23 protein-coding genes are annotated in these 24997 nt (G+C 65.5%); 18 read left to right on the top strand and 5 right to left on the bottom strand.

All coding sequences use genetic code 11. From position 1 onward, the window contains the following. Positions 1 to 119: 119 nt before the first annotated feature. Positions 120 to 1226 carry a nickel/cobalt efflux transporter gene (locus DK842_RS02405; RefSeq protein WP_114059929.1) on the bottom strand — a complete coding sequence of 369 codons (1107 nt, stop codon included), beginning with the start codon at positions 1224 to 1226 and terminating at the stop codon, positions 120 to 122. Between the two features lie 114 nt (positions 1227 to 1340). Here DK842_RS02405 and DK842_RS02410 point away from each other — a divergent pair, with 114 nt between their 5' ends. The 4 genes from DK842_RS02410 (at position 1341) to nemA (ending at position 4275) form a co-directional block, all read left to right on the top strand. After that, positions 1341 to 1613, top strand: a complete 273-nt coding sequence (locus DK842_RS02410; protein WP_114059930.1) for a metal/formaldehyde-sensitive transcriptional repressor — start codon at positions 1341 to 1343, stop codon at positions 1611 to 1613. Between the two features lie 99 nt (positions 1614 to 1712). Beyond that, entirely contained in the window at positions 1713 to 2330 is a 618-nt protein-coding gene (locus DK842_RS02415) for a TetR/AcrR family transcriptional regulator (protein ID WP_114059931.1), read from the top strand. Positions 2331 to 2408: 78 nt separating this feature from the next. Further along, entirely contained in the window at positions 2409 to 3149 is a 741-nt protein-coding gene (locus tag DK842_RS02420; RefSeq protein WP_114059932.1) for an NADPH-dependent oxidoreductase, read from the top strand. 31 nt (positions 3150 to 3180) lie between these two features. Further along, positions 3181 to 4275 (top strand): alkene reductase, encoded by a 1095-nt coding sequence (gene nemA / locus DK842_RS02425; RefSeq protein WP_114059933.1) that lies wholly within the window; start codon positions 3181 to 3183, stop codon positions 4273 to 4275. Positions 4276 to 4320: 45 nt separating this feature from the next. Here nemA and DK842_RS02430 read toward each other — a convergent pair whose 3' ends face one another. Further along, a complete protein-coding gene (locus DK842_RS02430; protein ID WP_114063577.1) occupies positions 4321 to 4920 on the bottom strand; it encodes a TetR/AcrR family transcriptional regulator in 600 nt (199 codons plus the stop codon). A 119-nt stretch (positions 4921 to 5039) separates the two neighbouring features. Here DK842_RS02430 and DK842_RS02435 point away from each other — a divergent pair, with 119 nt between their 5' ends. The 4 genes from DK842_RS02435 (at position 5040) to DK842_RS02450 (ending at position 14363) form a co-directional block, all read left to right on the top strand. Then, positions 5040 to 6494: an amidase gene (locus tag DK842_RS02435; RefSeq protein WP_114059934.1), complete on the top strand. Its 1455-nt coding sequence runs from the start codon at positions 5040 to 5042 to the stop codon at positions 6492 to 6494. Positions 6495 to 6681: 187 nt separating this feature from the next. Beyond that, positions 6682 to 8754, top strand: coding sequence for a prolyl oligopeptidase family serine peptidase (locus DK842_RS02440; RefSeq protein WP_114059935.1), 2073 nt, complete (start codon positions 6682 to 6684; stop codon positions 8752 to 8754). 144 nt (positions 8755 to 8898) lie between these two features. Then, complete coding sequence (locus DK842_RS02445) at positions 8899 to 13431, top strand: response regulator (protein WP_114059936.1); 4533 nt, start codon at positions 8899 to 8901, stop codon at positions 13429 to 13431. 14 nt (positions 13432 to 13445) lie between these two features. Then, positions 13446 to 14363, top strand: coding sequence for a diguanylate cyclase (locus tag DK842_RS02450; protein WP_114063578.1), 918 nt, complete (start codon positions 13446 to 13448; stop codon positions 14361 to 14363). 16 nt (positions 14364 to 14379) lie between these two features. Here DK842_RS02450 and DK842_RS02455 read toward each other — a convergent pair whose 3' ends face one another. Both DK842_RS02455 and DK842_RS02460 read right to left on the bottom strand, forming a co-directional pair. Continuing rightward, positions 14380 to 15543 carry a PP2C family protein-serine/threonine phosphatase gene (locus DK842_RS02455; RefSeq protein ID WP_114059937.1) on the bottom strand — a complete coding sequence of 388 codons (1164 nt, stop codon included), beginning with the start codon at positions 15541 to 15543 and terminating at the stop codon, positions 14380 to 14382. 222 nt (positions 15544 to 15765) lie between these two features. Next, the gene (locus DK842_RS02460) at positions 15766 to 16827 is read right to left on the bottom strand and encodes a M35 family metallo-endopeptidase (protein ID WP_168194805.1); all 1062 of its coding nucleotides are present in this window, start codon (positions 16825 to 16827) and stop codon (positions 15766 to 15768) included. 302 nt (positions 16828 to 17129) lie between these two features. Between DK842_RS02460 and queC the strand changes: the two genes are divergently transcribed. The 10 genes from queC to DK842_RS02510 all read left to right on the top strand — a co-directional run bounded on the left by queC (position 17130) and on the right by DK842_RS02510 (position 23971). After that, a complete protein-coding gene (queC, locus tag DK842_RS02465; protein WP_114059939.1) occupies positions 17130 to 17834 on the top strand; it encodes a 7-cyano-7-deazaguanine synthase QueC in 705 nt (234 codons plus the stop codon). Position 17835: 1 nt separating this feature from the next. Next, positions 17836 to 18855: a 6-pyruvoyl trahydropterin synthase family protein gene (locus tag DK842_RS24325; protein ID WP_114059940.1), complete on the top strand. Its 1020-nt coding sequence runs from the start codon at positions 17836 to 17838 to the stop codon at positions 18853 to 18855. Positions 18856 to 18883: 28 nt separating this feature from the next. After that, positions 18884 to 19519, top strand: coding sequence for a 7-carboxy-7-deazaguanine synthase (queE, locus tag DK842_RS02475; protein WP_114059941.1), 636 nt, complete (start codon positions 18884 to 18886; stop codon positions 19517 to 19519). A gap of 274 nt (positions 19520 to 19793) precedes the next feature. Further along, positions 19794 to 20045 carry a BufA1 family periplasmic bufferin-type metallophore gene (locus tag DK842_RS02480; RefSeq protein WP_114059942.1) on the top strand — a complete coding sequence of 84 codons (252 nt, stop codon included), beginning with the start codon at positions 19794 to 19796 and terminating at the stop codon, positions 20043 to 20045. Between the two features lie 91 nt (positions 20046 to 20136). Next, positions 20137 to 20394, top strand: coding sequence for a BufA1 family periplasmic bufferin-type metallophore (locus DK842_RS02485; RefSeq protein WP_114059943.1), 258 nt, complete (start codon positions 20137 to 20139; stop codon positions 20392 to 20394). A 56-nt stretch (positions 20395 to 20450) separates the two neighbouring features. Continuing rightward, positions 20451 to 21281, top strand: coding sequence for an MNIO family bufferin maturase (gene bufB, locus DK842_RS02490; RefSeq protein WP_114059944.1), 831 nt, complete (start codon positions 20451 to 20453; stop codon positions 21279 to 21281). Further along, positions 21268 to 22035: an HvfC/BufC N-terminal domain-containing protein gene (locus tag DK842_RS02495; RefSeq protein ID WP_114059945.1), complete on the top strand. Its 768-nt coding sequence runs from the start codon at positions 21268 to 21270 to the stop codon at positions 22033 to 22035. The genes bufB and DK842_RS02495 overlap by 14 nt, the downstream gene beginning before the upstream one ends. Further along, positions 22032 to 22511 (top strand): DoxX family protein, encoded by a 480-nt coding sequence (locus tag DK842_RS02500; protein WP_114059946.1) that lies wholly within the window; start codon positions 22032 to 22034, stop codon positions 22509 to 22511. The genes DK842_RS02495 and DK842_RS02500 overlap by 4 nt, the downstream gene beginning before the upstream one ends. 77 nt (positions 22512 to 22588) lie before the next feature. Next, positions 22589 to 23437 (top strand): phosphoserine phosphatase SerB, encoded by an 849-nt coding sequence (gene serB / locus DK842_RS02505; protein ID WP_114059947.1) that lies wholly within the window; start codon positions 22589 to 22591, stop codon positions 23435 to 23437. Between the two features lie 9 nt (positions 23438 to 23446). Continuing rightward, positions 23447 to 23971: a hypothetical protein gene (locus DK842_RS02510; protein WP_114059948.1), complete on the top strand. Its 525-nt coding sequence runs from the start codon at positions 23447 to 23449 to the stop codon at positions 23969 to 23971. Positions 23972 to 23987: 16 nt separating this feature from the next. Here DK842_RS02510 and moaA read toward each other — a convergent pair whose 3' ends face one another. Continuing rightward, positions 23988 to 24962: a GTP 3',8-cyclase MoaA gene (moaA, locus tag DK842_RS02515; protein ID WP_114059949.1), complete on the bottom strand. Its 975-nt coding sequence runs from the start codon at positions 24960 to 24962 to the stop codon at positions 23988 to 23990. Between the last annotated feature and the right edge of the window lie 35 nt (positions 24963 to 24997).

Consider the following 24997-nt stretch of genomic DNA (forward strand, 5'->3'; position numbering starts at 1 on the left):
TGCACATACTGCACATCTTTAAGCGTGATGCAGATCAAGGCTTCGAAATCCACTCCTTGAAAACGCATGAAAAAAGGCGGCCCCGCCCGGGAGCCGCCCTGGTCGCCCCATCCAGCCGCTCAAGCCAAGTGAGCCCAGCCGGACCAGCCCAAATACAGGCCCACCAACATGATCAGCGCGCCGGAAATATACGGCGCCTTGCGCACCCAGTCGCCGAAGCCGCTCCAGCGGCGCGACACATGCTTGACGCTGAGTGCGGCCAGCACGCCGGACGCCACCATGGTCAAGGCCAGGCCGATGCTGAAGCACAGCACCAGGGTGGCGCCCAGCGCCACCTGCTTCAGTTGCAGGCACAGCAGCAGCACGGTGATGGACGCCGGACACGGCACCAGTCCGCCGGTCAGGCCGAACAGCACGATCTGTCCGGTGGTGACGTCGCGGCCGGCGAAGCGGCGGCGGATATCGTTGGCGTGCGCCATCTCGTGCGGGTCCTGATAGCCGGGCGCGGACACGTCCACCCCCTCGCGCTCGGCCACCGCGCGATGATGATCGCTCTCTGCGAACTCGACATCGTAGTCATGGCTATGATGGCCATGTCCCAGCTTCAGCCGAGCGATGAATTCGTGCGGCTCCGGTATTTCCTCCACCGACTCCAGGAAGCCGCCGGCGTCGCGGAATGCGAACGCCTGGCGGCCGCCGCCGGCCCGCTCCGTCTCCAACCCGACTTGCTCGGCCCGCCACGCCAGGCGGTGGCCGCCGGCTGCTGACAGCCGGAAGCGCGGCGGCGCGCCGGTTTCGAAAATCTCCAGCGTCACGACGCCATGCCCGGTGTCGATCCGCCGTTCCCCTTCGCGATGATGGCCGTGGCCGTGATCATCGCCCTGCCGGCTGTGGCGCCAGGTGCGCCACATCATCCACGCTGCCACCAGGATCACCAAGGCCGCCGACGCCATCTGGAAATACGGCTCCGCGGTTTCGGCGTTCCAGCTGCGGCCGAAGTACAGCCCGGCCATCGCCACCAGCCACACCACCGCCGTGTGGGACACGGTGGCGGCCAGGCCCAACAACACGGCCTGCCGCACCGTGCCGCGGACGGCGACGATGAAGGCCGCCATCATGGTCTTGGAATGGCCGGGCTCCAGACCATGCAAAGCGCCCAAAACAACGGCGCTGGGGATAAACAGCCAGGCATTGCCCTGCTGCAGCAGAGTGGCGAAAGAAGTCACGATAGTTTCCAGGCGAGGTGGGAATGCCGCGATTATACTCACCCCCAGTATCAAAATACTAGCCCCCAGTATCCACCATGCTAAGATCGGCCAGTCAACACGGAGAAACACGAGATGTCGCACACGGTACGGGACAAGGCCAAACTGCTGGCACGAGTGCGCCGGCTGCAAGGCCAGGCCGCCGCGCTGGAAAAGCAATTGGAAAACGATGGCGATTGTTCCGCCATCCTGCAACAGATCGCCGCGATACGCGGCGCGGTCAATGGACTGATGCTGGCGGTGATGGAAGGCCACCTGACCGACCACGTGGTCAAGGAACCGGAGCTGGAGCAGCGCCAGCACGACCTTGACGCCGTGCTGCAGGTGCTTCGCTCCTATCTGAAATGACTCCCGCCAGATCCTGCCTGTGCCCCGAACGCAACAGCTTAAGCGGTTTTTCGTCCTTCAATCTTGAAACTAGACGACCGGTCTAGTAGAGTTTGCCACATGTCACGAGCCAACCATACAGCCGATACCCGCGAGCACCTGCTGGCCACCGGCGAGGAAATCATCCTCGGCAAAGGCTTCGCAGCGGTCGGGCTGGCGGAGATCCTCTCCACCGCCGGCGTGCCCAAGGGATCGTTCTACCATTACTTTCCGTCCAAGGAAGGCTACGGCGTGGAAATGCTGCGCCGCTACTTCCTGAGTTACGACGAAAGACTGGTGGCGCTGCTGCGGCCCGAGTCCGGCAATGCCCGCGACTGCCTGATCCGCTATTTCCAGGGCTGGCTGGACACCCACCGCTGCACCGAACAGAGCCATACTTGCCTGGCGGTGAAACTGGCGGCGGAAGTATCCGACCTGTCCGAGCCGATGCGCGAAATGCTGGCCGAAGGCATGGGCCGGCTGATTTCCCGCCTGGCCGACGCCATACGCCGCGGCCAAGCCGAAGGCAGCCTGTGCACTTATCTGGAGCCGGACGAACTGGCCGCCAGCCTGTACAGCCTGTGGGTGGGCAGCGCGCTGCTGTATAAGGTGCAGCGCTCCGACCAACCCATGCACAATGCCTACCGCCTGACGGAAACCATGCTGCCGCGGCCCGACAAAGCCAGCTGTAAACGATAAAGAGAGCGCCCCGCCGCAACCGGCGGGTTTTCTTGAAACTGACACTAGACGACTGGTCTACTAAAAATGGAGTCAAACATGAACGAAACCTTGCAGCTGATGCACAGCCATCGCAGCGTGCGCAGCTATCAGGACAAGCCCATCGCCCCGGAATTGTTGGACGCCGTTCTGGACGCCGCCTGGAAAGGCCCGACCTCCATCAACGGCCAGCAGGTCTCGCTGGTGGTGGTGCAGGATGCCGAGCGCCGTCAGCGCATCGCCGAAATCGCCGGCGGCCAGCCGTGGATCGCCCAGGCCCCGGTGTTCGTCGCCATCGTGATGGACTTCCACAAGACTCGCCTGGGCGTGGAGATGGCCGGCGAAAAGCAGGTGATACACGACAGCGTGGAAGCCTTCGCCGTCGGCTCGGTGGACGCCGGCATCGCGCTGGGCAACCTGATCACCGCCGCGCACGCCGCCGGCCTGGGCGCGGTGCCCATCGGCGGCATCCGCCGCGATCCGCGGGCAATGGTGGAGCTGCTGGAGCTGCCGGAACTGACCTTCCCGCTGGTAGGCCTCGCGCTCGGCCACATCCAGAATGACGCCGACGTGAAGCCCCGCTTGCCGCGCGAGAGCTTCGTCCATCGCGAACGCTACCAGGCCGATGGCCTGGCCGGCCACATCGCCGCCTACGACGACACCCTGCGCCGCCACTGGCAGGAGATCGGACGCGAGGACGGCGAGCCCTGGACCGCCAACACCGCCCGCTATTACCGCCAGGTGTATTTCCCCCAGGTCGCGCCCGTCGCCCGCGCCCAGGGTTTTGGATTTGAACAATAAGCCGCCGACACCACCCGACAAGGATGAAACCATGCAAGCCGACAAACTGCTGACCCCGTTGACCGTAGGCGCCGCCACCCTGGCCAACCGCGTGGCGATGGCCCCGCTGACCCGCCTGCGCAACATCGAACCGGGCGACGTGCCCGGCCCGCTGGCCAAGGAATACTACGTTCAGCGCGCCAGCGCCGGCCTGATCGTGGCCGAAGGCACCCACATCTCCCCCACCGCCAAGGGTTACGCCGGCGCGCCGGGCATCTACAGCGAAGAACAAGTCGCCGCCTGGAGCGAAATCACCGCCGCCGTGCATCAGGCCGGTGGCAAGATGGCGCTGCAACTGTGGCACACCGGCCGCATCTCGCACCGCTCGCTGCAGCCTAACGGCGACGCGCCGGTCGGCCCGTCCGCGATCCAGGCTGACAGCCGCACCAATATCCGCGCCGCCGACGGCAGCTTGGTGCGCGAGCAATGCGACACCCCGCGCGCGCTGGACATCGAAGAAATCCAGGACATCATCGAGGACTACCGCCGCGCCACCGACAACGCGCGCCGCGCCGGCTTCGACCTGGTGGAAATCCACGGCGCCCATGGCTATCTGATCGACCAGTTCCTGTCGCCGGCCGCCAACGTCCGTACCGACCAATACGGCGGCAGCGTGGAAAACCGCGCCCGCTTCCTGCTGGAAGTGGTGGACGCGGTGGCGGCGGAATGGGATGCAGACCACGTCGGCATCCGCATCTCGCCGCTGGGCATCTTCAACGGCGTCACCAACACCGACCAGCTGGAGATGGCGCTATACCTGGCCGAGCAGCTGGCCAAGCGCAAGCTGGCCTTCCTGCACATCTCCGAGCCGGACTGGGCCGGCGGCCCGGTGCTGGACGACGGCTTCCGCGCCGAGCTGCGCCAGCGCTATCCGGGCGTGATCGTCGGCGCCGGCGGCTACACCGCGGAGAAGGCCGAAACGCTGTTGAGGAAAGGCTATATCGACGCCGCCGCCTTCGGCCGCAGCTACATCGCCAACCCGGACCTGGTGGAGCGGCTGAAGCGGAACGCCCCGCTCAACCCGCCGAAGCCGGACAGCTTCTACGGCGGCGGCGCGGAAGGCTATACCGACTACCCCGCGCTGTAAGCTCTCAGCCAAGCCCCGCCCGCCGCGGGGCTTTTTCACGTCCGATCAGCCGATCGACGCCTGCGCCTGCCGCTCGACAATGGCGCCGGCGATCCGCAGCGCAAGCGCGCCGGCATCGGCGATGGACTGGTTCTGCGCGGCGACCTGCGCGCCCTCGAACACCAGCATCAGTTCGCTCGCCGTCTCTTCGGGCGACGCGAGGCCGGCGGCCCGGCACAAGCCCGCCAGCCGCCGCCACTGGTCTTGCTTGTACTCCGCTATCAGTTTGCGGCCGACGTGCTCTCTATCCGGCAGCTCCGCGATCGAATTGATGAACGGACAGCCGCGGTGCGACCAGGCGCCGGCGTCGTCGGCGAAAAAGGCCGCCCAGCCCAGAATCTGCGCGCGCGGATCGCCGGCATGCTCGGCCTCTATGGCGTCGAACGCGCGCCAGTAGCCGGCGATCACCTGGCGCAGCCATTCCGCCAACAGCGCGTCTTTCGACTGGAAATGGCGGTACAGCGCCATCTTGGTGGTATTCGCCCGGGCGGCGATCGCCTCGACGCCGGTCGCCCGAATGCCATCGTTGTAAAACAGTTCGCCTGCCGCCTCGAGGAGGCGTTCCCGCGGCGGGACCGAAGGCTCGGCCGCTTTTCGCTTGTTCATTTTTCCATCCGTCTTGACGATGATACCGATCGGTATCATCATGCCCACACAGTGATACCGGACGGTATCACCACTCTCCGGCTCATGTCGAGCCGGAGCATCCTCCATGGGAATCAGCGATGAAGCTTTCGGAATATGCGCAATATGACGCGGTGGGACTGGGCGATCTGGTCGCGCGGGGCGAAGTCAGCCCGCAGGAGCTCGCCGATGCGGCGCTGCGGGCGTGCGCGGCGGTCAATCCTCAAATCAACGCGGTCATCGAAACCTGGCAGCCCGAGCTGTCCGGCATCGCCCCGGCACTGGAGCGCGGCTCGCCGCTCGCCGGCGTGCCCTTCCTGATCAAGGATGTCGGCGTGACCATGGCGGGCAGGAAGATAGAATTCGGCAGCCGGCTAGCGCACGGCTTCACCGCCGCGGCCGACTCCATCCTGATGCGGCGCTTCCGCGAAGCGGGGCTGGCGACGCTGGGGCGGACCACCACGCCCGAGTTCGCCTGGAGCGGCACCACCGAATCCGCGCTCTGCGGCCCGACCCGCAACCCCTGGGACCCGGCGCGCGGCGCGGGCGGCTCCAGCGGCGGCGCGGCGGCGGCGGTGGCCGCCGGCATCGTGCCGATGGCGCATGCGACCGACGCGGCCGGCTCCATCCGCATCCCGTCCGCCGCCGCCGGCGCATTCGGACTGAAGCCGACGCGCGGCCGCGTGTCCAACGGCCCGATTCTCGACGAGGCCATCCACGGCCTGGCCGCGCAGTTGGGCGTCAGCCGTTCGGTGCGCGACAGCGCCGCGCTGCTCGACGCCGCGCGCGGCGCGGACGCCGGCCAGCCCTTCTCCATCGCCGAACCCGCCGGCAGCTATCTCGCGCAAGTCGGCGTCGAGCCCGGCCGGCTGAGGATAGGCGTGATGGCGCAAGCCTGGGGCGGCCAGCGCACTTCACCATCCATTCTCGGACATCTCGCCGAAGCCGCGCGGCTATGCGAATCGCTAGGCCACGCCGTGGAGGAAGCGGCGCTTCCCCTGGGATGCAGCTGGGACGCCTTCGTCCATGCCAGCTCGGTGCTGTGGGCCGCCAACATCGCCGCCTGGATCGACGACATGGCGGCAGCCACCGGGCGCAGGATCGATCTGTCCACGCTGGAGCCGCAGACGCTCGCCGTCTACCGGACCGGACACGGGATACGCGGCATCGAGATCGTGCGGGCGCTGGATCTGCGCAACGCCGTCACCCGCAGCGTCGCCGCCTTCTTCGCGCGCTACGATCTGCTGCTGACGCCGACCCTGCCCGATCTGGCGCCGCCCATCGGCAGCTATGCGGCCGGCGCGGAAACGATGGACGGCCACCAGTGGACCGAGCGCGTAATGGGCGGCTCGCCGTTCACCCCGGTCTTCAACGCCGCCGGCGCGCCGGCCATGTCGGTGCCGCTGTTCCAGGATGCGGCGTCCGGCTTGCCGATCGGCATGCAATTCGTCGCGCCGGCCGGACGGGAGGACGCGCTGTTCCGGATGGCCGGCCAGTTGGAACGCGGCTTGCCATGGACAAGCCGCCAGCCGACGATATGGGCGGGAAAAGCCTGAAGCCCGCGGCAGCCGGACCCAGACGCCTCAATCAGAAAGGGAAACCGGCGCCCCGCGCCGATGACAAAAGGATTTGAAACGCGCTACAGTCTGGGATTGGCCGCCGGCCTGGCCGGCGCGCGCGACAACAGGACGCCCTGCACGCCGGCCTCGCCGGCGGCAAGGGCTCCGCGCTTAGGAGAACATCATGAAGACCAGACTGCTCGCGTCCGCCGCCGTGCTGCTGGCGGCGCAGGGCCACGCCGCCGCGCAGGATTCCTACCTATGGCTGGAAGACGTGCAGGGCAAGGATGCGCTGCAATGGGTGAAGCAGCAAAACGAGCGCACCCAGAAGGAGTCTCAAAGCTGGAAAGACTTTCCTTCGCTGAAGGCTGACATCCTGTCGGTGCTCAACTCCAGCGCCCGCATCCCCGTCGTCGAGAAAATAGGCGAACGCTACTACAACTTCTGGCGCGACGCCGAGCACCCCCGCGGCCTGTGGCGCAGCGCCACGCTGGACGAGTACCGCAAGGCCGAACCCGCCTGGCACACCGTGCTGGACCTTGACGCGCTGGCCAAGCAAGAAAAAGAGAACTGGGTATGGCAGGGCGCGGACTGCGTCAAACCGCGGCAGGACCGCTGCCTGATCCGCCTGAGCCGCGGCGGAGGCGACGCCGCCGTGGTGCGCGAATTCGACTTGCCCTCGGGCGGTTTCGTCGCCGACGGCTTCGTCGTGCCCGAGGCCAAGAGCGAGGTCAACTGGAAAGACCGCGACACGCTGTACGTCGCCACCGACTTCGGCCAAGGCACCCTGACCGACTCCGGCTACCCCCGCATCGTCAAGGAATGGCATCGCGGCCAACCGCTGGCCGACGCCGCCAAACTGTTCGAAGGCAAGCCATCCGACATCTCCGTCAGCGCCCAGCGCATCTTCACCGCCGGACGGCAGTACGATCTGATCAGCCAGGGCACCTCCTTCTTCAGCAACGACGCCTATCTGCTGCGCGACGGCAAATGGCAAAAGCTGGACAAGCCCGGCCACGCCGACATCAGCTTCCACGGTCCCTGGCTGCTGCTGAAACCGCGCCAGAACTGGAAAACCGGCGGCCGCGACTGGAAATCCGGCAGCCTGCTCGCCATCCGGCTGGACGACTACCTGGCCGGCAAACGCGACTTCACTCCGCTGTTCCTGCCCAGCGCCACCACCTCGCTGTCGGATAGCAACAGCACCCGCGACACGCTGATGCTAACCGTGCTCGACAACGTCAAAAGCCGGCTGGTGGAGTGGACGGCTAAAGACGGCAAGTGGCAGTCGCGTCAGGTCGCCGCGCCCGGCTACGGCAGCATAGGGGTCACGCCGGTGGACAGCGACAACTCGGACGACTACTTCTTCACCTTTACCGATTTCCTGACCCCCAGCTCGCTGTCGCTGGCCCATGCCGGCGGCGACGCCCGCGAATTGCTGAAACAGCAGCCCGCCTTCTTCGACGCCGCCCCTTACCGCATCCAGCAGTTCTTCGCCCGCTCCGACGATGGCGCCCGGGTGCCTTATTTCGTGGTGGCGCGCAAGAATCTGAAGCTCAACGGCAAGAACCCCGCCCTGCTTTACGGCTATGGCGGTTTCGAAGTGTCGCTGACGCCCTATTACAGCGGCGTGCTGGGCAAGGCCTGGCTGGAACGCGGCGGCGTCTACGTGCTGGCCAACATCCGCGGCGGCGGCGAGTACGGCCCGGCCTGGCACGAGGCCGCGCGCAAGCAACATCGCCAGCGCGCCTACGACGACTTCTCCTCCATCGCCAAAGACCTGGCTCGGCGCGGCATCGCCGACGCCCGCCATCTCGGCATCAAGGGCGGCAGCAACGGCGGCCTGCTGATGGGCGTGATGCTGACTCAGTACCCGCAGCTGTTCCGCGCCGTGGTCTGCCAGGTGCCGCTGCTGGACATGCGGCGCTACAACAAGCTGTTGGCCGGCGCCAGCTGGATGGACGAATACGGCGACCCGGACAAGCCCGAAGACTGGGCCTACATCAAACGCTACTCGCCGTACCAGAACCTGCGCCCCGGCATCCGCTATCCGGCCACGCTGTTCGCCACCTCGACCCTGGACGACCGCGTCCATCCCGGCCACGCCCGCAAGATGTACGCCGCGATGAAGGCGATGGGCGCCGACGTCCGCTACTACGAGCGCACCGAGGGCGGCCACGGCGCCGCCGTCAACCACGAAGAAGAGGCGCGCATCGCCGCGATGGAGTACGCCTTCCTCTGGCGCCAGCTGCGCTGACGCCGGCGCAGCGGCCCGCTTCGTTCCGGGCCGCTGCGCTTTTCATCCGCGCCTCGCGGAAAATGCAATTCAAATGCCACTCGGCAGTTCCTATAATCGGAAACGGTATCGCCGGCCCGTCCTCCCATTCTCCGGAGCTGCCCAGTGTTTCCGATTCCGCGCCTATCCAGCTGGTTGAAGCAGGAATTGCGGCTGATCGCCGTTTTCCTGTGCACGGTGGCGGCCGTCACCGCCGTGGTGGTGTTCCAGACCGGCCTGCACCTGCGCCAGCAATTGCTGAGCACCTACCAGGTTCGTCTGGGCTACGTCAGCCACACCCGCAACGATATTCTGCGCCGGCAGTTCGACCAGCTGCGCCGCGACGTGCTGTTCCTCAGCGCGACGCCGCCGGTGTCCGGCCTGGTTCGCGCCGTGGAAGGCGGGGGAATGGACAAGCAGGAAAACACTCGCGATGAGGTCTGGCGCCGCAGGCTGAACGCGATCTTCTCCGCCTTTCTCCGCGCCAACCCAGACCTCGCCTCCATCCGCTTCATCGGCGTAGCCGACCAAGGCAAGGAACTGATCCGGGTGGAGCGCGGGATGGGCAACCAGCCCGACATCGTGCCTTCCTCCGCGCTGCAGCCCCACGGCGCCCGGGACTACATGCGCGCCACCATCCGCCTCAGACCCGGACAGGTTTACTTTTCCGAGATCACCGACGGTTCCCGGCATCCCATGCACCCCAATGCCAAACCCGTGCCGACCCTGCGGGCGGCCACGCCCATCTTCGATGCCAAGGGCCGCGTGTTCGGCATCGTGATCATCAATTACGACGTCCAGAACCTGCTGCTGTCCCTGCGCAACAACATACCGGTCGAGCTGCGCCTCTACTTGGCCAACCGCGGCGGCGACTACCTGCTGCATCCCGATCTGGGACGGACCTTCGGATTTGAGCGTGGCCGGCGCTGGCGCTGGCAAGAGGATTTCCGTCCCATCCCCTCCGGCCTAGGCCAGCCCGACGGCCTGCAAGCCTACGCCTCTCCCGACGGCGTCTCTTACGCCCGCTGGCTGGACGTGCCTTTCGACACCGGCAATCCCGGGCATTACAGCCGCATCTACGTGGAATTGCCCGATCAGGTCGTAGCCAACCTCGTCCACAACGCGCGCCTGTCGGCGCTGGGCAGCACACTCGCCATCTTTTCGCTGATCGGGGTGATCCTGGCGGTCTACCAACGCAAGTACCGGCAAGCCAGCGCGCGCCGAGCCGAATTGGCCGCCATCGTGGAGAGCTCCCACGACGCCATCGTCGGCTGCGCCCCCGACAGCCTCATCACCAGCTGGAACCAGGCCGCGGAAAGGATGCTGGGCTACACGGCAACGGAAGCGCTGGGCCAGCCATTGGCCCGCTTCATTCAACTGCCGGCGACGGATGACGGCACTTTTCCGCTACAGCGCGTGCAGGAAAAACAGATGCCGCTGGAGCTTCGCTGCAGCCTGCTGGGACGGAATGAGCGCTGGCTGGACGTGGCGGTTACCGCCTCCCCGGTTCGGAGCGAGGATCGCCTGGGCGGCGCCGCCTTGATCATCCGCGACGTCACCGAGCAGATGGCCAACGAAATGCGCATCCTGGAATTGAACAGCTCGCTGGAAAAACAGGTTGAACAACGCACCGCCCAGATCCGCGTGGTCTCCTCGCTGCAGAACGCCATACTCGATTACGCCGGCAACGCGATCATCGCCACCGATCTGGACGGGATGATCACGCTGTTCAACCCGGCCGCCGAACGCATGCTGGGCTACCCCGCCGACAGCCTGATCGGCCAGTCGCCCCTAACCCGCCTCCACTCTCCGGCGGAGCTGGCCGAGCGCGCCAGCCTGCTGCGCGAACGGCTCAATCTCAATATCGAACCCGGATTCGACGCCATCGTCGGCCCCACCCGGCTGGGCGAGCCCAATGAAAGCCGCTGGACCTACACCCGGCGCAATGGCTCCACGCTGCCGGTATGGCTGACGGTGTCCGCGTTGGAGGACGGCGCAGGCTTGGTCAGCGGCTACCTGGCCATCGCATCCGACATTACGCAGCGAGAAGAGGACCGCCGCAACCTGGAGGACGCGCGGGACCAATTGGCCAAAGCGGCCGAAGTGGCGGAGCTTGGCATCTGGAGCTGGTCGCTGGCCGACGACACGCTGGAATGGAACGACAGGATGTTCGAAATCTACGACATTCCCAAATCGTTCCGCGATTTCGGCCTCTATTACAACCACTGGCGCGGACGCATCCACCCCGACGACGTCGAGCGGGTGGAACACCAGTTGCAGCAGACGCTAGAGGACAAAGGCGTGTTCCACGCCGAATTCCGCATCCGCCGCCAGGATGGAGAGGTCCGGCATCTGCAAGCCGCGGCGCAGGCGGAGTGCTCGGCGGAGGGCACGCCGCTGCGCATCGCCGGCATCAGCCGCGACATCACGCTGGAGCGGGAGCGAGAGGCCTGGCTCAACCAGGCCAAGGCAGCGGCTGACAGCGCCAACCGCGCCAAATCGGAATTCCTGGCCAATATGAGCCACGAAATCCGCACCCCGATGAACGCCATTCTGGGCATGCTGCAGTTGATGCAGCAAACCAGCCTGAACCCGCGCCAGGCGGATTACGCTGACAAGGCCGCGTCCGCCGCCAAGACTCTGCTTGGCATCCTCAACGATATCCTCGACTTTTCCCGCGTGGAAGCCGGCAAACTGACGCTGGCGCCGCACCCCTTCAGCGTCGACAAGCTGCTGCGCGACGTCGGCGTGATCATGTCCGCCAATGTCGGCGAAAAAGACGTGGAGGTGCTGTTCGACATCGACCCGGAATTGCCGGACTGGATCACAGCCGACTCGCTGCGCCTGCAACAGATTCTGATCAACCTGTCCGGCAACGCGCTCAAGTTCACCGAGCGCGGCGAGGTGGTGATCTCGGCAGAGCTGCGGCGGCGAGAGCAACATCGCCTGCGGTTGGCGTTTTGCGTCCGGGACACCGGCATAGGCATCGCGCCAGAGCAACTGCAACGCATTTTCGAGGGGTTTTCCCAGGCGGAGGCCTCCACCGCGCGCCGCTACGGCGGCTCCGGCCTGGGCCTGGCCATCAGCCAGCGCCTGGTGGCGCTGATGGGCGGCAAGCTGGAGGTGGACAGCGAACCCGGCAAAGGCAGCCGCTTCCGCTTTGAAATCGACTGCGACGCCGCGGAGGCTCCCGCGCCCGTATCCCAAGTCGTCGACCTGCGCGACCTGAGCTGCCTGGTGATAGACGACAACGAAAACGCCCGTCAGGCTCAAAGCGCCCTGCTGCGCGCCTTCGGCTGGCACGTGGACACCGCCGCCAGCGGCGAGGAGGCGCTGGCGCAGATCAGCCAGATCGAGCACCGGGACTACGACGTGATCCTGGTGGACTGGCGCATGCCCAGTCTGGACGGCTGGGAAACCTGTCAGCGGCTGCGCCGGCTGCAAAACGGCGCCCGCGCATCCGTGATACTGCTAGTCACCGCCCATGGCCGCGAAATAATGGCGCAGCGCCAGGCGCTGTCGCCTGGCATGTTCGACAACCTTCTCGTCAAACCCGTCACCGCCTCCATGTTGTTCGACGCCATCGCCGACGCCCGCGCCGGCGCGGGCCGCCGCGAAGCGGAGCCTGCCGCGCTGGAGAACCGCGCGCCTCGGCTATGCGGGCTGCGCTTATTGCTGGTGGAGGACAACCTGACCAATCAGCAGGTTGCGCGCGAATTGTTGAGCAACGAGGGGGCGTCCATCGACGTGGCAGACTGCGGACAAGCGGCGCTGGACGCGGTTCTCGGCGCGGCCAACCGTTACGATCTGGTGCTGATGGACATCCAGATGCCGGATATGGACGGCTATGCCGTCACCCGCATCCTGCGCCGGACCCACCCCTCCGCCGAGCTGCCCATCGTCGCGATGACCGCGAACGTGATGCCCGCGGACAGGGAGGCCGCGCGGAACGCCGGCATGGACAACCATGTTGGCAAACCCTTCGACCTGAACCAACTGGTGGAAGTGATCCTGCACCATGCCCGCGGCCATGCCGCCCCCCCAGCAGCAGCGCCCCCGTCCTCCGACCTGCAGAGCGGGCAGTTGCTGAACAGCCAGGCCGCCCTCGTCCGCTTCGGCGGCAACCGCGGCATCTATCGCCATACCCTGCTCAGTTTCTGCGAGGAAAGCCGCTCGCTGCTGGAAGGGCTGCTGCGGGCTCGCGCCGATGGACAACGCCAGCAAGGCGTGCAATTGCTGCATACACTGAAAGGGCTGGCCGCCACAGTCGGCGCTGAAACACTGGCGATGCTCGCCGCCGGGGAGGAAAAAACGTTGCGCGACCCGGCGCGGGAATGGCCGGCCGATCATGAAGAACTGGCGGCCGCGCTGGCCCAGGCGGATCAGGCCGCCCAGCTTTTGGCGGAACAGCTGGAGTGTTCCGCTCCGCCGGCCCAGCCAGAGGAAGCGGAGCTTGCCGCGAAACTCGCCACGCTGACGCAATTGCTGCGTGAAGCCAACGTCGAAGCCGTGCAATTATTCATCGCGCTCAAGCAGCAACACGGCATCGCCCATCCTGACGAGTTCGCGCGGCTAGATGCTGCGATCATGCACATGAATTTTGCGGAAGCGATTCGCATTTGCGAAGACATGCGGCCGCAGAAAGCGCCACAGACATGACCCACGATGCCATCATGCCCCCTTCTAGCAACGCCGCCAGGCGCGGCCGGGTATTGGTCGTCGACGACCAGCCGGCCAACATCGTGGTGGCTCATCAAATACTGCGCGAACACCACGATGTGTTCATGGCTACCGGCGGCGAGCAGGCTTTGGCGTTCTGCCGCAGCACGCCGCCCGATCTGTTGTTGCTGGACGTGGAAATGCCGGGCATCAACGGCATGGATGTCTGCCAGCAGTTGAAGCAGGACCCGAACACGCAAGACATACCGGTGATTTTCGTTACCGGCCACCAGAGCCAACAGGACGAGGTGGCTTGCTGGGAAGCCGGCGCCGCCGACTTCGTCAGCAAGCCGGTCACGCCCATTACCCTGCTCAACCGCGTCAATGCCCATCTGACGCTGAAATTCCAGGCGGACCAGCTGCGAGTGCTGGCCTACCGCGATGGGCTGACCGGAATCGCCAATCGCCGCAAATTCGACGAGCGGCTGGAAAAAGCCTGGCGGCATTGCCAGCGCGGCGGCAGCACCCTGGCGCTGATCATGTCCGATGTCGACTACTTCAAGAAATACAACGACAACTGCGGCCACAGTTCCGGCGACGAATGCTTGCGCCAGGTTGCGTCGGCGATCCAAAAGCAGATGTGCCGCCCCTATGATCTGGCCGCGCGCTATGGCGGCGAAGAGTTCGTCTGCCTGCTACCGGAAACCACGCTGGCCGGGGCGGTGACGGTTGCGATCAAGATAGACGCCGCGGTAAGAGAAATGCATATCGCGCACCCGGCGTCTGACGTCGACGCTTGTGTGACGCTGAGCCAGGGCGTGGCCGTAATCGATCCGGCAGACGGCGAGGATGGAGAACATCTGTTGCGGCTGGCGGATGATCAACTGTATCTGGCCAAGCGCACCGGCCGGGGGCGCGTCTGCTCGATGTGAGCCGCGGCGCGGCGGCTCAAGCGCTGGAATCTGGGCCCAGGTGGCGTATCACCAGCAAAGAGACATCGTCGCTGGCCACGCCGCCCAGCATGTGCGCTTTGGCGGCGGCCAACACCGAGTCGCCTATCCGGTCAGGCCATCCAGCCTTCACCGCGGCTTCTACGCCAGCCAAGCCGAACATCGCCCCCCGCCCATCCTTGGCCTCCGTGATGCCGTCGGAACTGACCACCAGCGTCTGTCCCGCTTGCCAGGAAATGGTCTGCATATCGTCGTCGAACGCATCCGCCGGCAGCACACCCAACGGCGGATGGGCAGACTTGCAACGTGCCTCCACTTCGCCTTTGTCGTTGAACAGCAACACGCAGGGCACGCCGCCGTTCCACACCCGAACCTCGCTGCCGGAAGGATCGGTCGTGATCAACGCGGCAGCTACGAAACGCCCCCCCGGCAACAGTTTGTGAAGCTTCTGGTTAACCCCTCTCGCAATGGCGTCCATGCCGCAGCCGGACTCGGTCATTTCGTGAAAACAGTCTATCGCCGGCAGCGCGCTGATCGCAGCCGTCAGGCCGTGGCCGGTGCAGTCGGCCAGCATGATGTGCTCGCCGCCTCCCGGCGGCTGACAGATGATGATCAAGTCGCCATTGAAACCGGCGGCCGGGCTCAGATACTGCCAAATGTAGTCGGGACGGGAGGTCCGCTGCCGGATCAGACGTTCGATCAGCTCCAGCGCCAGCTGCTGTTCGAACTCGTTCTCCTCGTAATACTTTTCCAGCCGGATCGCGTCCTGGTTGATCTGGTTCTGCATCTCGGCGATGCGCAGGAAAACGTGGATTTTGGCCGACAACAGGTCGAAGCTGACCGGCTTGGCCAGATAGTCGTCGCCGCCGGCCTTCAAGCCGACAACCACGCTTTCCAATTCGTTCAAGCTGGTAAGGAAGATGATGGGGACCCAGTGCTCGCCGAAAAGCTTGCGCAACTCGGTGGTCGCCTGCAAGCCATCCATCTCCGGCATGATGACATCCATCAGGATCAAGTCCGGCGCCTGATTGCGGCAATACTCGACCGCCTCCAGCCCGTTCTTGGCGGAAACGCAGCGATAGCCGAGCTCCAGGATGAACTGCTCGATGAAATAGCGGTTGGTCGCGCTATCTTCTACCAGCAAGATGGTCGTCGATGACATCGCATCCCCATGCCATTGGGCGATCCCGGGACAAAGGCCGCCTGATCCGCTCCGACATCCGCAACAGACTGGCCTCGCGGAGTCGGCGCCTCTTCATGATATGACGCGTCGCCCCCGCATTCCACCCCATTATCCAGCCACGCCGGACATGACAAACTGTCGACACCAAATCAAAACCCGCCGGCCTCAGCCTGGCGGGTCCGGTTGGACTCAGTCGATGGATCAGGGCTGATACGGCGTGTTTTCAGCGAAATATTCGTGGTTGTCGGCGTTGTTCAGCGCCTGGGTCGGATTGCTCTTCGCCAGATTCTTGGCGCCGGTCTGGCCGTAAACATGGTCGTCGGTGCCCGCCACCACGGTGAAGTGGGACAGCTCATGCACCAGCGTGCCGCCTTTGGAGTCGGTGCCCTTTGTCGGAGCGTTCCAGAATGCTCCGCACAGGTAGATGGTGTACGGCTGCGATGGATAGACGTAGGCGTAGGTGCCGCTGTCGGTGCAGCTGCAATCCAGCTTGATCGGCTTGGTGTCCAGCGCGTCCTTGATCTTCACGTAATGGGATTTGGCGGTGTTCCAGTTGGTCTGGCTGTATTTGCCGAACCAGGTGACGTAACGCTGGGTGCCGGACGGCGTGCCATTCAGATAAGCGTTGGTCTCGTCGGCCATCCCGCTGGCCGCGGTGACGCCGTCGCGGGACTGGTTTTGCTGAGTGACCGAGCAGTTGCCGGCATAAGTGACGCCGCTGACCGCAGTGCGCGCCAGCGCCTGCCACTCCTGCTTCGCCGCCTGCGAGCGCTGCAGCAGCGGGCTGATTTTACCCGCGCTGTAGCCGCTGACCGCATTGGAGGTGATCGCTTCATCCTGCGGTTGCGCCGCGCCAGCCGATTTGGCGCTGACGCCGGCCGGCAGGCTGCGGTTCAGCACCTTGCCGCTGTTGCTCTCGAAACGCACGTTGAGCTGGCCGCCCTTGGACAAATCGTAGTAGTCGGATACCCGGACCTTGGCGCTCAGCGTCGCGCCCGGCGCCAAGGAAACCGTGTCGCGCAGCGACGGCACCACGCGCTTGTAGCGCGGGCCCAAATATTCGGCCTGCTTGCCGTTGACGTTCACCGCCAAAAACTGTTCCTGCAGCTCCTTGCCCGGCACGTACCAGCGGTAGACATGCAGCGTCTCCTTGCCGGCGTTGCGATAGGTGACGGTCACGTCCACGTCCTGCGACGCGCTGACCGCGGGTTGGCTCAGACTGACCTGAAGGTCACTGGCGAAGGCAGATGAGGCGAGCAGCATGGCAACCGCTGCGATAGGTAATCTCTTGTCCATTGTTTTCCCTTTGTTGTCTGGATGCTTGGAACATCACGAAAAGTTATTAGTCGCACAATCATCATGCTCAATTCATTAATTGCATGAACACGTCATGATCGCAATCAATAAAAACTCACTCGTTGCACAATTTCCACATGTCATATTTTGACCACAAACCATCCACGCGTCCCAAGCGTTCTATAGTGGGTTAGAATCTTCTGTTTGCGCGCCGGGTGAGACCGATCCCGGTTCGCGGTCACAAACCTTCGACTGTTTTTCGACGGAACATGAATCAAGCAACTAAAGAAAAAGCTCTGGTGGTGCTTTCGGGCGGCCAGGACTCGACCACCTGTCTCTATTGGGCTCTGCGGCGTTTCGGCGCCGGCAACGTGGAGGCCGTCACCTTCGATTACGGCCAGCGCCACCGCGTGGAGCTGGACTGCGCGCGCAAGATCGCCGCGCTGGCCGGGGTGCGCCAGACCGTCCTTCCCATCGATACTTTCGCCGCCATCGGCGGCAACGCGCTGACCGATGCCGGCATCGCCCCGGAAGACGGCGTCCGCGAAGGCGACGCGCTGCCCAATACCTTCGTGCCGGGCCGCAATCTGATCTTCCTCACGTTCGCCGCCGCCTTCGCCTACACCCTCGGCTCGCGCCATCTGGTGACCGGCGTCGCCCAGACCGACTACTCCGGCTACCCCGATTGCCGCGAAAACACGCTGAAGGCGCTGGAAATGGCGCTGAGGCTGGGCATGGACAGCCGAGTGGAGCTGCATGCGCCGCTGATGTACTTGTCCAAAGCCGAAACTGTCACTCTGGCGCAACAGGTTGGCGCGTTGGACGCCCTGGCCTGGAGTCACACCTGTTACAACGGCGAGGTGCCGCCCTGCGGTCGTTGCGCTTCGTGCGAATTGCGCGCCAAGGGCTTCGCCGAAGCCGGCGTGCCGGACCCGCTGGTGGAACGCTGCCGGACCGAGGCGCGAGGACACTAAGATGCACGCTTGTTACCTGATAGCCGGCGCCGGCTTCGAAGCGGCGCGGCGGCTGCCGGCCGACCATGGCCATGCCTCGAGGCCGCATGGCCACAGCTTTCGCCTGAGCGTGCGCAGCGATGCCCAAAACACCAGCCAGGACGCGCTGCAAGCCGCCGTCCGGGCTGCCGTCGCGCCGCTTGATTACGCCGATCTGAGCGCGGCGCTGTCCGCCTGCGACGACCTGGCGCTGGCTCGCCACATCGCCGATGCCCTGCCCTGCCCCGCCGCCATCCAGCTGCGCGGCGCGCCGGACCGCGGCGTGATGCTGGACGGCGCGCGCGCGCTCAGCTGGATCAGCGCCTCCTTCGAGGCCGCCCACCATCTGCCCCACGTGCCGCCCGGCCATAAATGCGGCCGCCTGCATGGCCACGGCTTCGGCGTGCGCATCGTCGCCGACGCCTCGCTCAGCGGCCAGCATGATCTGGCGCGCGCTTGGGCGCCGCTCCATCGCCGGCTCAACCACCACTACCTGAACGACATCGCCGGGCTGGACAACCCCACCAGCGAAGTGCTGGCGCAATGGTTGTTCCGGCAATTGGGCGACGCCATCTCCGGCCTTGCCTGGGTGGAGGTGCGCGAAACGCACAGCGCCGGCAGCCAGTTCGACGGCCAGCGCTTCCGCATCTGGAAGGAGCAGCGCTTTGAAAGCGCGATGCCTTTCGACGACGCAGGCAACTACACCGGCCACAGCTACCTGGTCCGCCTGATGCTGTCCGGCGGCATAGACCGCACCATGGGCTGGCTGCTGGACTTCGGCGACGTGAAGGACCGCTTCAAGCCCATCTACCGCCAGTTGGACCACAATCCGCTGGACAAGCTGACAGGCGTGCGCCGCGCCGACAACGCCGCGGTCGCGGAGTGGATCCACGCCCAGCTGTCGCCGCTGGTGCCGGAACTGGCGCGGATAGACCTGATGGAAAGCGACGACGCCGGCGTGTCCCTGCACTTCCATCAGGACATGCGCTGGCCGCTGCTGTGACCGCCGCCGTCGATAGCGAGAAAACGTTGTGACTACCTATACCATCAAGGAAATCTTCTACACGCTGCAAGGCGAAGGCCGCCAGGCCGGCCGCGCGGCGGTGTTTTGCCGCTTTGCCGGCTGCAACCTGTGGTCTGGCCGCGAAGAGGACCGCGCCAAGGCCGTCTGCCAGTTCTGCGACACCGACTTCGTCGGCGCCGGCCCGGATGGCGGCAAGTTCGATGGCGCGGCAGCGTTGGCCGCCCGCATCGCCGCCGAGTGGCCCCAGGGTGCCGGCGGCGTGCCCTACGTGGTGTGCACCGGCGGGGAGCCGCTGCTGCAACTGGACGCGGCATTGATAGACGCCCTGCATGCGGAAGGTTTCGAAATCGCCGTCGAAACCAACGGCACCATCGCCGCTCCGGAGGGAATCGACTGGATTTGCGTCAGTCCCAAAGCCGGATCGGAGTTGCAGCAATGCTCCGGCGACGAGCTGAAACTGGTCTATCCGCAGATCGCGCAGTTGCCGGAAACCGTCGCCCATCTGGATTTCGGCACCTTCTACCTGCAGCCGATGGACGGCCCCCAGTTGGCAGACAATACCCGCGCCGCCATCGCCTACTGCATGGCGCATCCGCAATGGCGGCTTTCGGTGCAGACCCACAAGGTGGTGGACATCCGCTGACCCCCAGGCCGCTTCCGCGGCCTTTTTCTTGCCTCCTCTCTCATCGCCTACCTGTCGGCGCGCCCACCCGCTATAACGATGAAAATATCCGCTCGCCTGGCCTTGGCGGCATCCCGGCGGCGCGGCGATCCTGGCCCGCGAAAATTTTTTGTCGGTTCGCGTAAGAAACGAAAAAGCATCGCGACTCAATGGTTGTGCGCCGATGCTCGAACGCCATCAGGACTCAGGCATCCGCCGCCACATACAACAATCGCGCTACCCCAGGAGAGAAACCATGAACCCCAACAAGACCCTGATCGCTTCCGCCCTCGGCGCCGTCATCGCCTTCGGCGCGCTGGCCAGCATGCCTGCGGCCGCCGCCGACAAGGATCAATGCTTCGGCATCGCCAAGGCCGGCCAAAACGACTGCAAGAACGCCGCGCACGCCTGCGCCGGCCAGTCCAAGATGGACAAAGACCCTGCCGATTTCAAGCTGGTGCCCGCCGGCACTTGCCAGAAGATGGGCGGTCATACCAAGCCGATGTAATGTTGCCGGCTGGCAATTCCAGCCGCTTTGATTACCATACCCGGCTGGACGAAAACGATCGTCCGGCTCACACCCAAGCAAGGAGTCACACATGAAGCAAAACAAAGCACTGATCGCATCCGCCCTGGGCGCCGTCATCGCCATGGGCGCGCTGAGCGCCGCGCCGGCAGCCGCCGCCGACAAGGAAAAATGCTACGGCATCGCCCAAGCCGGCAAGAACGACTGCGCATCCGCCACCGGCGCCCATTCCTGCGCCGGCCAGGCCAAAATGGACAAAGATCCGGGCGACTGGAAATACGTGGCCAAGGGCAGCTGCGAGAAAATGGGCGGCAAACTGACCCACAAGTAAGCCCCACCCACCGGCGGCCCGCGTCCCGGCGGGCCGTCTTCTCCCGGAACACCAGCATGTCTGTCTCTACACTTCCCGCCGCATGCGGCATCGGCCTGCGCGCGCCGCATTACCGCGAAGTCCTCGACACCCTGCCCCCGCTGAGCTGGGTAGAGGTGCATAGCGAGAATTTCTTCGATGGCGGCACCCCGCTGGCCATGTTGCGCCGCGTGGCCGGGCACTGGCCGCTGTCGCTGCACGGCGTCGGCCTGGGCCTGGGCTCCGCCGCCCGCCCCGACCGGGGCCACCTGGCCTCGCTCAGGCGGCTGATAGACGAAGTCCGGCCAGCCGCGGTCTCGGAACATTTGTCGTTCAACCATTCGTCCAGCCGCTATGTCAACGACCTGTTGCCGATACCCTATACCCGCGCCGCGCTGGACGCGGTGGCCGGACACGTGTCGGAAACCCAGGACGCGCTTGGCCGCCCCATTCTGCTGGAAAACCTGTCCAGCTACGTCGAATTCCCCGGCAACGAAATGAATGAGGGAGAATTCCTGGCCGAACTGGTAAGCATCACCGGCTGCGGCATCCTGCTGGACGTCAACAATCTGTACGTCAATCGGATCAACCTCGGCACCGACACCGACGCGGTCTTGGCCGCGCTGCCCGCCGGCGCGATTGGCGAAATCCACCTGGCCGGCTACAGCGAGCGCGAAGGCCTGCTGGTGGACACCCACAGCCAGGCGGTGCATGACGAGGTATGGGCCTTCTACCGAGAAGTGATCGCCCGCTTCGGACCGCGCCCGACGCTGATCGAGTGGGATCTCGACATTCCGCCGCTGGCCGCTTTGCTCGGCGAGGCGGCCAAGGCGCAAGCGCTGCTGGAGGCATGCGATGAACTGGCATGATTGGCAGCACGCGCTGCTGGAAGCCATCGCCGATCCGGCGCAGGCATCCGCCGCCGACTCGCTGGGCCTCTCGCCCGCCGGCCTGGCGGTCTATCGCAACAACTACCGCATCGGCCTGATCGATGCGCTGGCGCACAGCCATCCGGTCTGCCGAGAACTGGTGGGCGAGGACTTCTTCGCCGCCTTGGCGCGCGAATACGTGAAGACCCATGCGTCGGGAAGCGGCAATCTGCACCGCTACGGCGCGGATTTCGCCGACTTCATCGCCGGCTTCGAGCACTGCCGCGAGCTGCCCTACCTCGCCGACGTCGCCAGCCTGGAGTGGGCGATCCACTGCTGTTATTACGCAGTCGACGCCGAGCCGCTGGCCATCTCCGCGCTGGCCGGCGTCGCGCCCGAGCAATGGGAGGCGCTGGCCTTCGAGCCGCTGCCGGGCATCGCGCTGCGCCGCGCCTCCAGCCCCGCGCTCAGCATCTGGCGCGCGCACCGCGACCATGATTCTCTTGAGGGGCTGCTGGCGCGACCGCCGGAAAACGCGCTGATCCGCCGCGAGAACGGCCAGGTCCAGGCGCTGCCTCTGGACGACGCTCGCTTCGATTTCTACGCCGCGCTGTTCGCCGGCGCGCCGCTGGCCCAGGCGCTGGAGCCGGCGCAAGCGCGCGACCCCGGCTTCGACCTGCAGGCCGCGCTGCTGGGCCTGTTCCAGCCGCCGCTGTTATCCGCCATCCACATCCGACAAGGTGAAACCAAATGAATGCGATTGCCAAACCGGCGGTCTCCGCCTACCAGCTGCTGATCCGCTACTCCAACCTGCTGCAACCCCTGATCCTGCTGCTGCTGCGGCTGTGGCTGGTGGACGTCTTCTTCCGCTCCGGCCTGACCAAGATAGACGACTGGGACATCACGCTGGCGTTGTTCACCGACGAATATCACGTGCCGCTGCTGCCGCCGGCCGTAGCCGCCGCGATGGCCACCTGCGGCGAACTGGGCCTGTCCGTTTTGCTGGCGCTGGGACTGGGCGGACGCTTCGCCGCCGCCGGCCTGTTCATCCTCAACGCGGTGGCGGTGATCAGCTACCCGGCGCTGAACGAGGCCACCCGGCAGTTCCATTACTTCTGGGGCGCGCAGCTGTTGACGCTGCTGGCCTTCGGATCCGGCGCGCTGTCGCTGGACGCCTGGCTGAAGCGCTGGCTGAGCGCCCGTTGCGAGGCCTGCGGCAAAGTTAACTGAGCGGTCGCCCCGCGCGGGGCGGCAGCCGGCGCGAGACGTGGCATAATGAAGACACCCGTCTTGATGCCGATCGCACAATGAGCACACTGAAAACCCTGGTAGTACTCGCCCCGCAGCCGGACCCGCAGCACATCACCGACATCGCCCATCTGGCCGAGGCGCCGCATCTGGATCATCCGCACATCGACGTGGTGCGGATGCGCGGCGCAAACCCGGCCCACAGCCAGTCCGTGCTCGAACGCTGCCGCGGCCACGGTTACGACGCCGCCTTCGTCGACAGCGGCCGGGCTTTCGCCGACTTCCGCCTGCTGGTGTCCGACATGGACTCCACGCTGATCAATATCGAGTGCATAGACGAGATCGCCGACATCAAGGGCATCAAGCCCCAGGTGGCGGACATCACAGAGCGCGCGATGCGCGGCGAGCTGGACTTCGCCGCCGCCCTGCGCGAACGGGTGGCGCTGCTGGCGGGCCTGCCGGAGTCCGCGCTGCGCCAGGTATACGAGGAGAGGCTGAAGCTGAATCCGGGGGCCGAATCCCTGCTCGACGCCTGCAAGCGCTTCGGCATCAAAACCCTGCTGGTCTCCGGCGGCTTCACGTATTTCACCGAACGCCTCAAGGCCGACTACGGCCTGGACTACGCCTACGCCAACCAGCTGGAGATCGTGGACGGCAAGCTGACCGGCCGGTTGCAGGGCGAAGTCGTCGATGCCGAAGCGAAGAAGCGGCTGTTGGTCTCCACCCGCGACGCGCTGAAGCTGAAACCGGGCCAGGTCATGGCGGTGGGGGACGGCGCCAATGACCTGCCCATGCTGCGCGAAGCCGGCGTCGGCGTCGCCTACCATGCCAAACCGCGCGTCAGCGCCGAGGCCGACATCGCCATCGAACATGGCGGCCTGGACGCCATCCTGCGCCTGTTCCACTGAGCGAAAACCATGGCCGAGACCCGATCACCAGAGCTGTTGCAACTGGACACCGTCAGTTTCGATGCCGAGCTGCCCTTCCAGGCGCAGCCGCTGGCAGGCGACTACCCGCCGCGGCTGCAACGCGAAACCCGTTTGGCCCTGCGGGTGCTGGCGGCGCCTGGCGAAACGCCGGAAGACAGCAACCCGGTTTTGCTGAGATTGGAGGCCAAGCTGGATTTGGCGCTGGAGGTGTCGCTGCTGGAGCGCCATCCGGAACGGCCGCCTTGCTCCCCGTGCCGGCTGGGGCTGAACGCCGTGGCATGGCAAGACGACATGGCCTGGCAGCCAGGCCAGCCGCTGCTGCTGTCTCTGTATCCGAATCCGGACTCGGCGCTCAGCCTGTGCCTGCATGGACGGGTGATCGAATGCCATGCTCGGCAAGGACAGCCCAATCTGCTGAGCGCGGACATCCACGGCAGCTTCGATCTGGACACGCACCTGATGTGGGAAAAATGGGTGTTCCGGCGCCATCGCCGGGCGATACTGGAACGCTGACGCGCGCGCCCGCCGGCTAGCCGCCGGTCATCGACATGAAGCGGACCAGCTTCTGCGGCTGCTCGCGGAACTCATGCCGCTCCGGCTTCAACTCTATCGCCGCGCGCAGCGCCGCCTCCAGGCCGGCGTCGTCGATGCCGGCTCGCAGCAGCGGCCGCAGCTCCAGCTTCTCCTCCTGTCCCAGGCACATGTACAGCGTGCCGTCCACCGACAACCGCACCCGATTGCAGCTGGCGCAGAAGTGCTGCGAGATCGGCGTGATCATGCCCAGCGAGAAGCGGCCGTCGCGGCTGCTCCAGTAGCGGGCGGGTCCGCCGCCCAGCGTCTTGGCCTGCTCGACCAGATCGAACTGCTCGCACAGCCGCCGCAGCACCGGCTGCAGGTCCAGATAATGCGCGGCGCGGCCAGTGTCGCCCATCGGCATCGCCTCGATCAGGCGCAGAATGAAGCCATGCGCGATGCAGAAAGCGGTCATGGACTCGATATCCTGCTCGTTGACGCCGCGCATCGCCACCATATTGATCTTGATCGGCGCAAAGCCTGCGTCCTTGGCCGCCATCAGGCCTTCCAGCACCTTGGGCAGGCTGTCGCTGCCGGTGATGTCCTCCACGCAGTCGCGCCGCAGCGAATCCAGGCTCAAGTTGAGGCGCCGCACCCCCGCGGCGCGGAGCGCCTCCGCGTGCCGGCGCAGTTGGGTGCCGTTGGTGGTCAGCGACAAATCCTCCAGGCCGGGCAATGCCGCCAGCCTGGCGGCCAACTGCGGCAGATTGCGGCGCAGCAACGGCTCGCCGCCGGTCAGCCGCACCCGGCGAGTGCCCAGCCGAGCGAACATCGCCACCACGCGCTCGATTTCATCGAAGGTAAGCCAGTTGTCCGGCTCCTCGAAATGCTTGAAGCCCTTGGGCAGGCAGTAGCTGCAGCGCAGGTCGCAGCGGTCGGTGACGGACAGGCGCAGGTACTCGATGGCCCGGCCAAAACGATCAATCAGCATCCAACCTCCGCTACGCGCTGTCCATGTGTCTTTTA

It is taken from the genome of Chromobacterium phragmitis, assembly GCF_003325475.1.
GTDB classification, from domain to species: Bacteria; Pseudomonadota; Gammaproteobacteria; order Burkholderiales; family Chromobacteriaceae; genus Chromobacterium; species Chromobacterium phragmitis.

Excerpts from the sequence above, each read along its gene's own strand:
- nemA (WP_114059933.1), top strand. The coding sequence starts at position 3,181 with ATGCAAGCCGACAAACTGCTGACCCCGTTGACCGTAGGCGCCGCCACC.
- DK842_RS24325 (WP_114059940.1), top strand. The coding sequence starts at position 17,836 with ATGCACGCTTGTTACCTGATAGCCGGCGCCGGCTTCGAAGCGGCGCGG.
- DK842_RS02485 (WP_114059943.1), top strand. The coding sequence starts at position 20,137 with ATGAAGCAAAACAAAGCACTGATCGCATCCGCCCTGGGCGCCGTCATC.
- DK842_RS02435 (WP_114059934.1), top strand. The coding sequence starts at position 5,040 with ATGAAGCTTTCGGAATATGCGCAATATGACGCGGTGGGACTGGGCGAT.
- DK842_RS02460 (WP_168194805.1), bottom strand. The coding sequence starts at position 16,827 with ATGCTGCTCGCCTCATCTGCCTTCGCCAGTGACCTTCAGGTCAGTCTG.
- DK842_RS02410 (WP_114059930.1), top strand. The coding sequence starts at position 1,341 with ATGTCGCACACGGTACGGGACAAGGCCAAACTGCTGGCACGAGTGCGC.
- serB (WP_114059947.1), top strand. The coding sequence starts at position 22,589 with ATGAGCACACTGAAAACCCTGGTAGTACTCGCCCCGCAGCCGGACCCG.
- moaA (WP_114059949.1), bottom strand. The coding sequence starts at position 24,962 with ATGCTGATTGATCGTTTTGGCCGGGCCATCGAGTACCTGCGCCTGTCC.
- DK842_RS02495 (WP_114059945.1), top strand. The coding sequence starts at position 21,268 with ATGAACTGGCATGATTGGCAGCACGCGCTGCTGGAAGCCATCGCCGAT.
- DK842_RS02480 (WP_114059942.1), top strand. The coding sequence starts at position 19,794 with ATGAACCCCAACAAGACCCTGATCGCTTCCGCCCTCGGCGCCGTCATC.
- bufB (WP_114059944.1), top strand. The coding sequence starts at position 20,451 with ATGTCTGTCTCTACACTTCCCGCCGCATGCGGCATCGGCCTGCGCGCG.
- DK842_RS02510 (WP_114059948.1), top strand. The coding sequence starts at position 23,447 with ATGGCCGAGACCCGATCACCAGAGCTGTTGCAACTGGACACCGTCAGT.
- DK842_RS02420 (WP_114059932.1), top strand. The coding sequence starts at position 2,409 with ATGAACGAAACCTTGCAGCTGATGCACAGCCATCGCAGCGTGCGCAGC.
- DK842_RS02440 (WP_114059935.1), top strand. The coding sequence starts at position 6,682 with ATGAAGACCAGACTGCTCGCGTCCGCCGCCGTGCTGCTGGCGGCGCAG.
- DK842_RS02415 (WP_114059931.1), top strand. The coding sequence starts at position 1,713 with ATGTCACGAGCCAACCATACAGCCGATACCCGCGAGCACCTGCTGGCC.
- DK842_RS02450 (WP_114063578.1), top strand. The coding sequence starts at position 13,446 with ATGCCCCCTTCTAGCAACGCCGCCAGGCGCGGCCGGGTATTGGTCGTC.
- DK842_RS02500 (WP_114059946.1), top strand. The coding sequence starts at position 22,032 with ATGAATGCGATTGCCAAACCGGCGGTCTCCGCCTACCAGCTGCTGATC.
- DK842_RS02455 (WP_114059937.1), bottom strand. The coding sequence starts at position 15,543 with ATGTCATCGACGACCATCTTGCTGGTAGAAGATAGCGCGACCAACCGC.
- queC (WP_114059939.1), top strand. The coding sequence starts at position 17,130 with ATGAATCAAGCAACTAAAGAAAAAGCTCTGGTGGTGCTTTCGGGCGGC.
- DK842_RS02430 (WP_114063577.1), bottom strand. The coding sequence starts at position 4,920 with ATGAACAAGCGAAAAGCGGCCGAGCCTTCGGTCCCGCCGCGGGAACGC.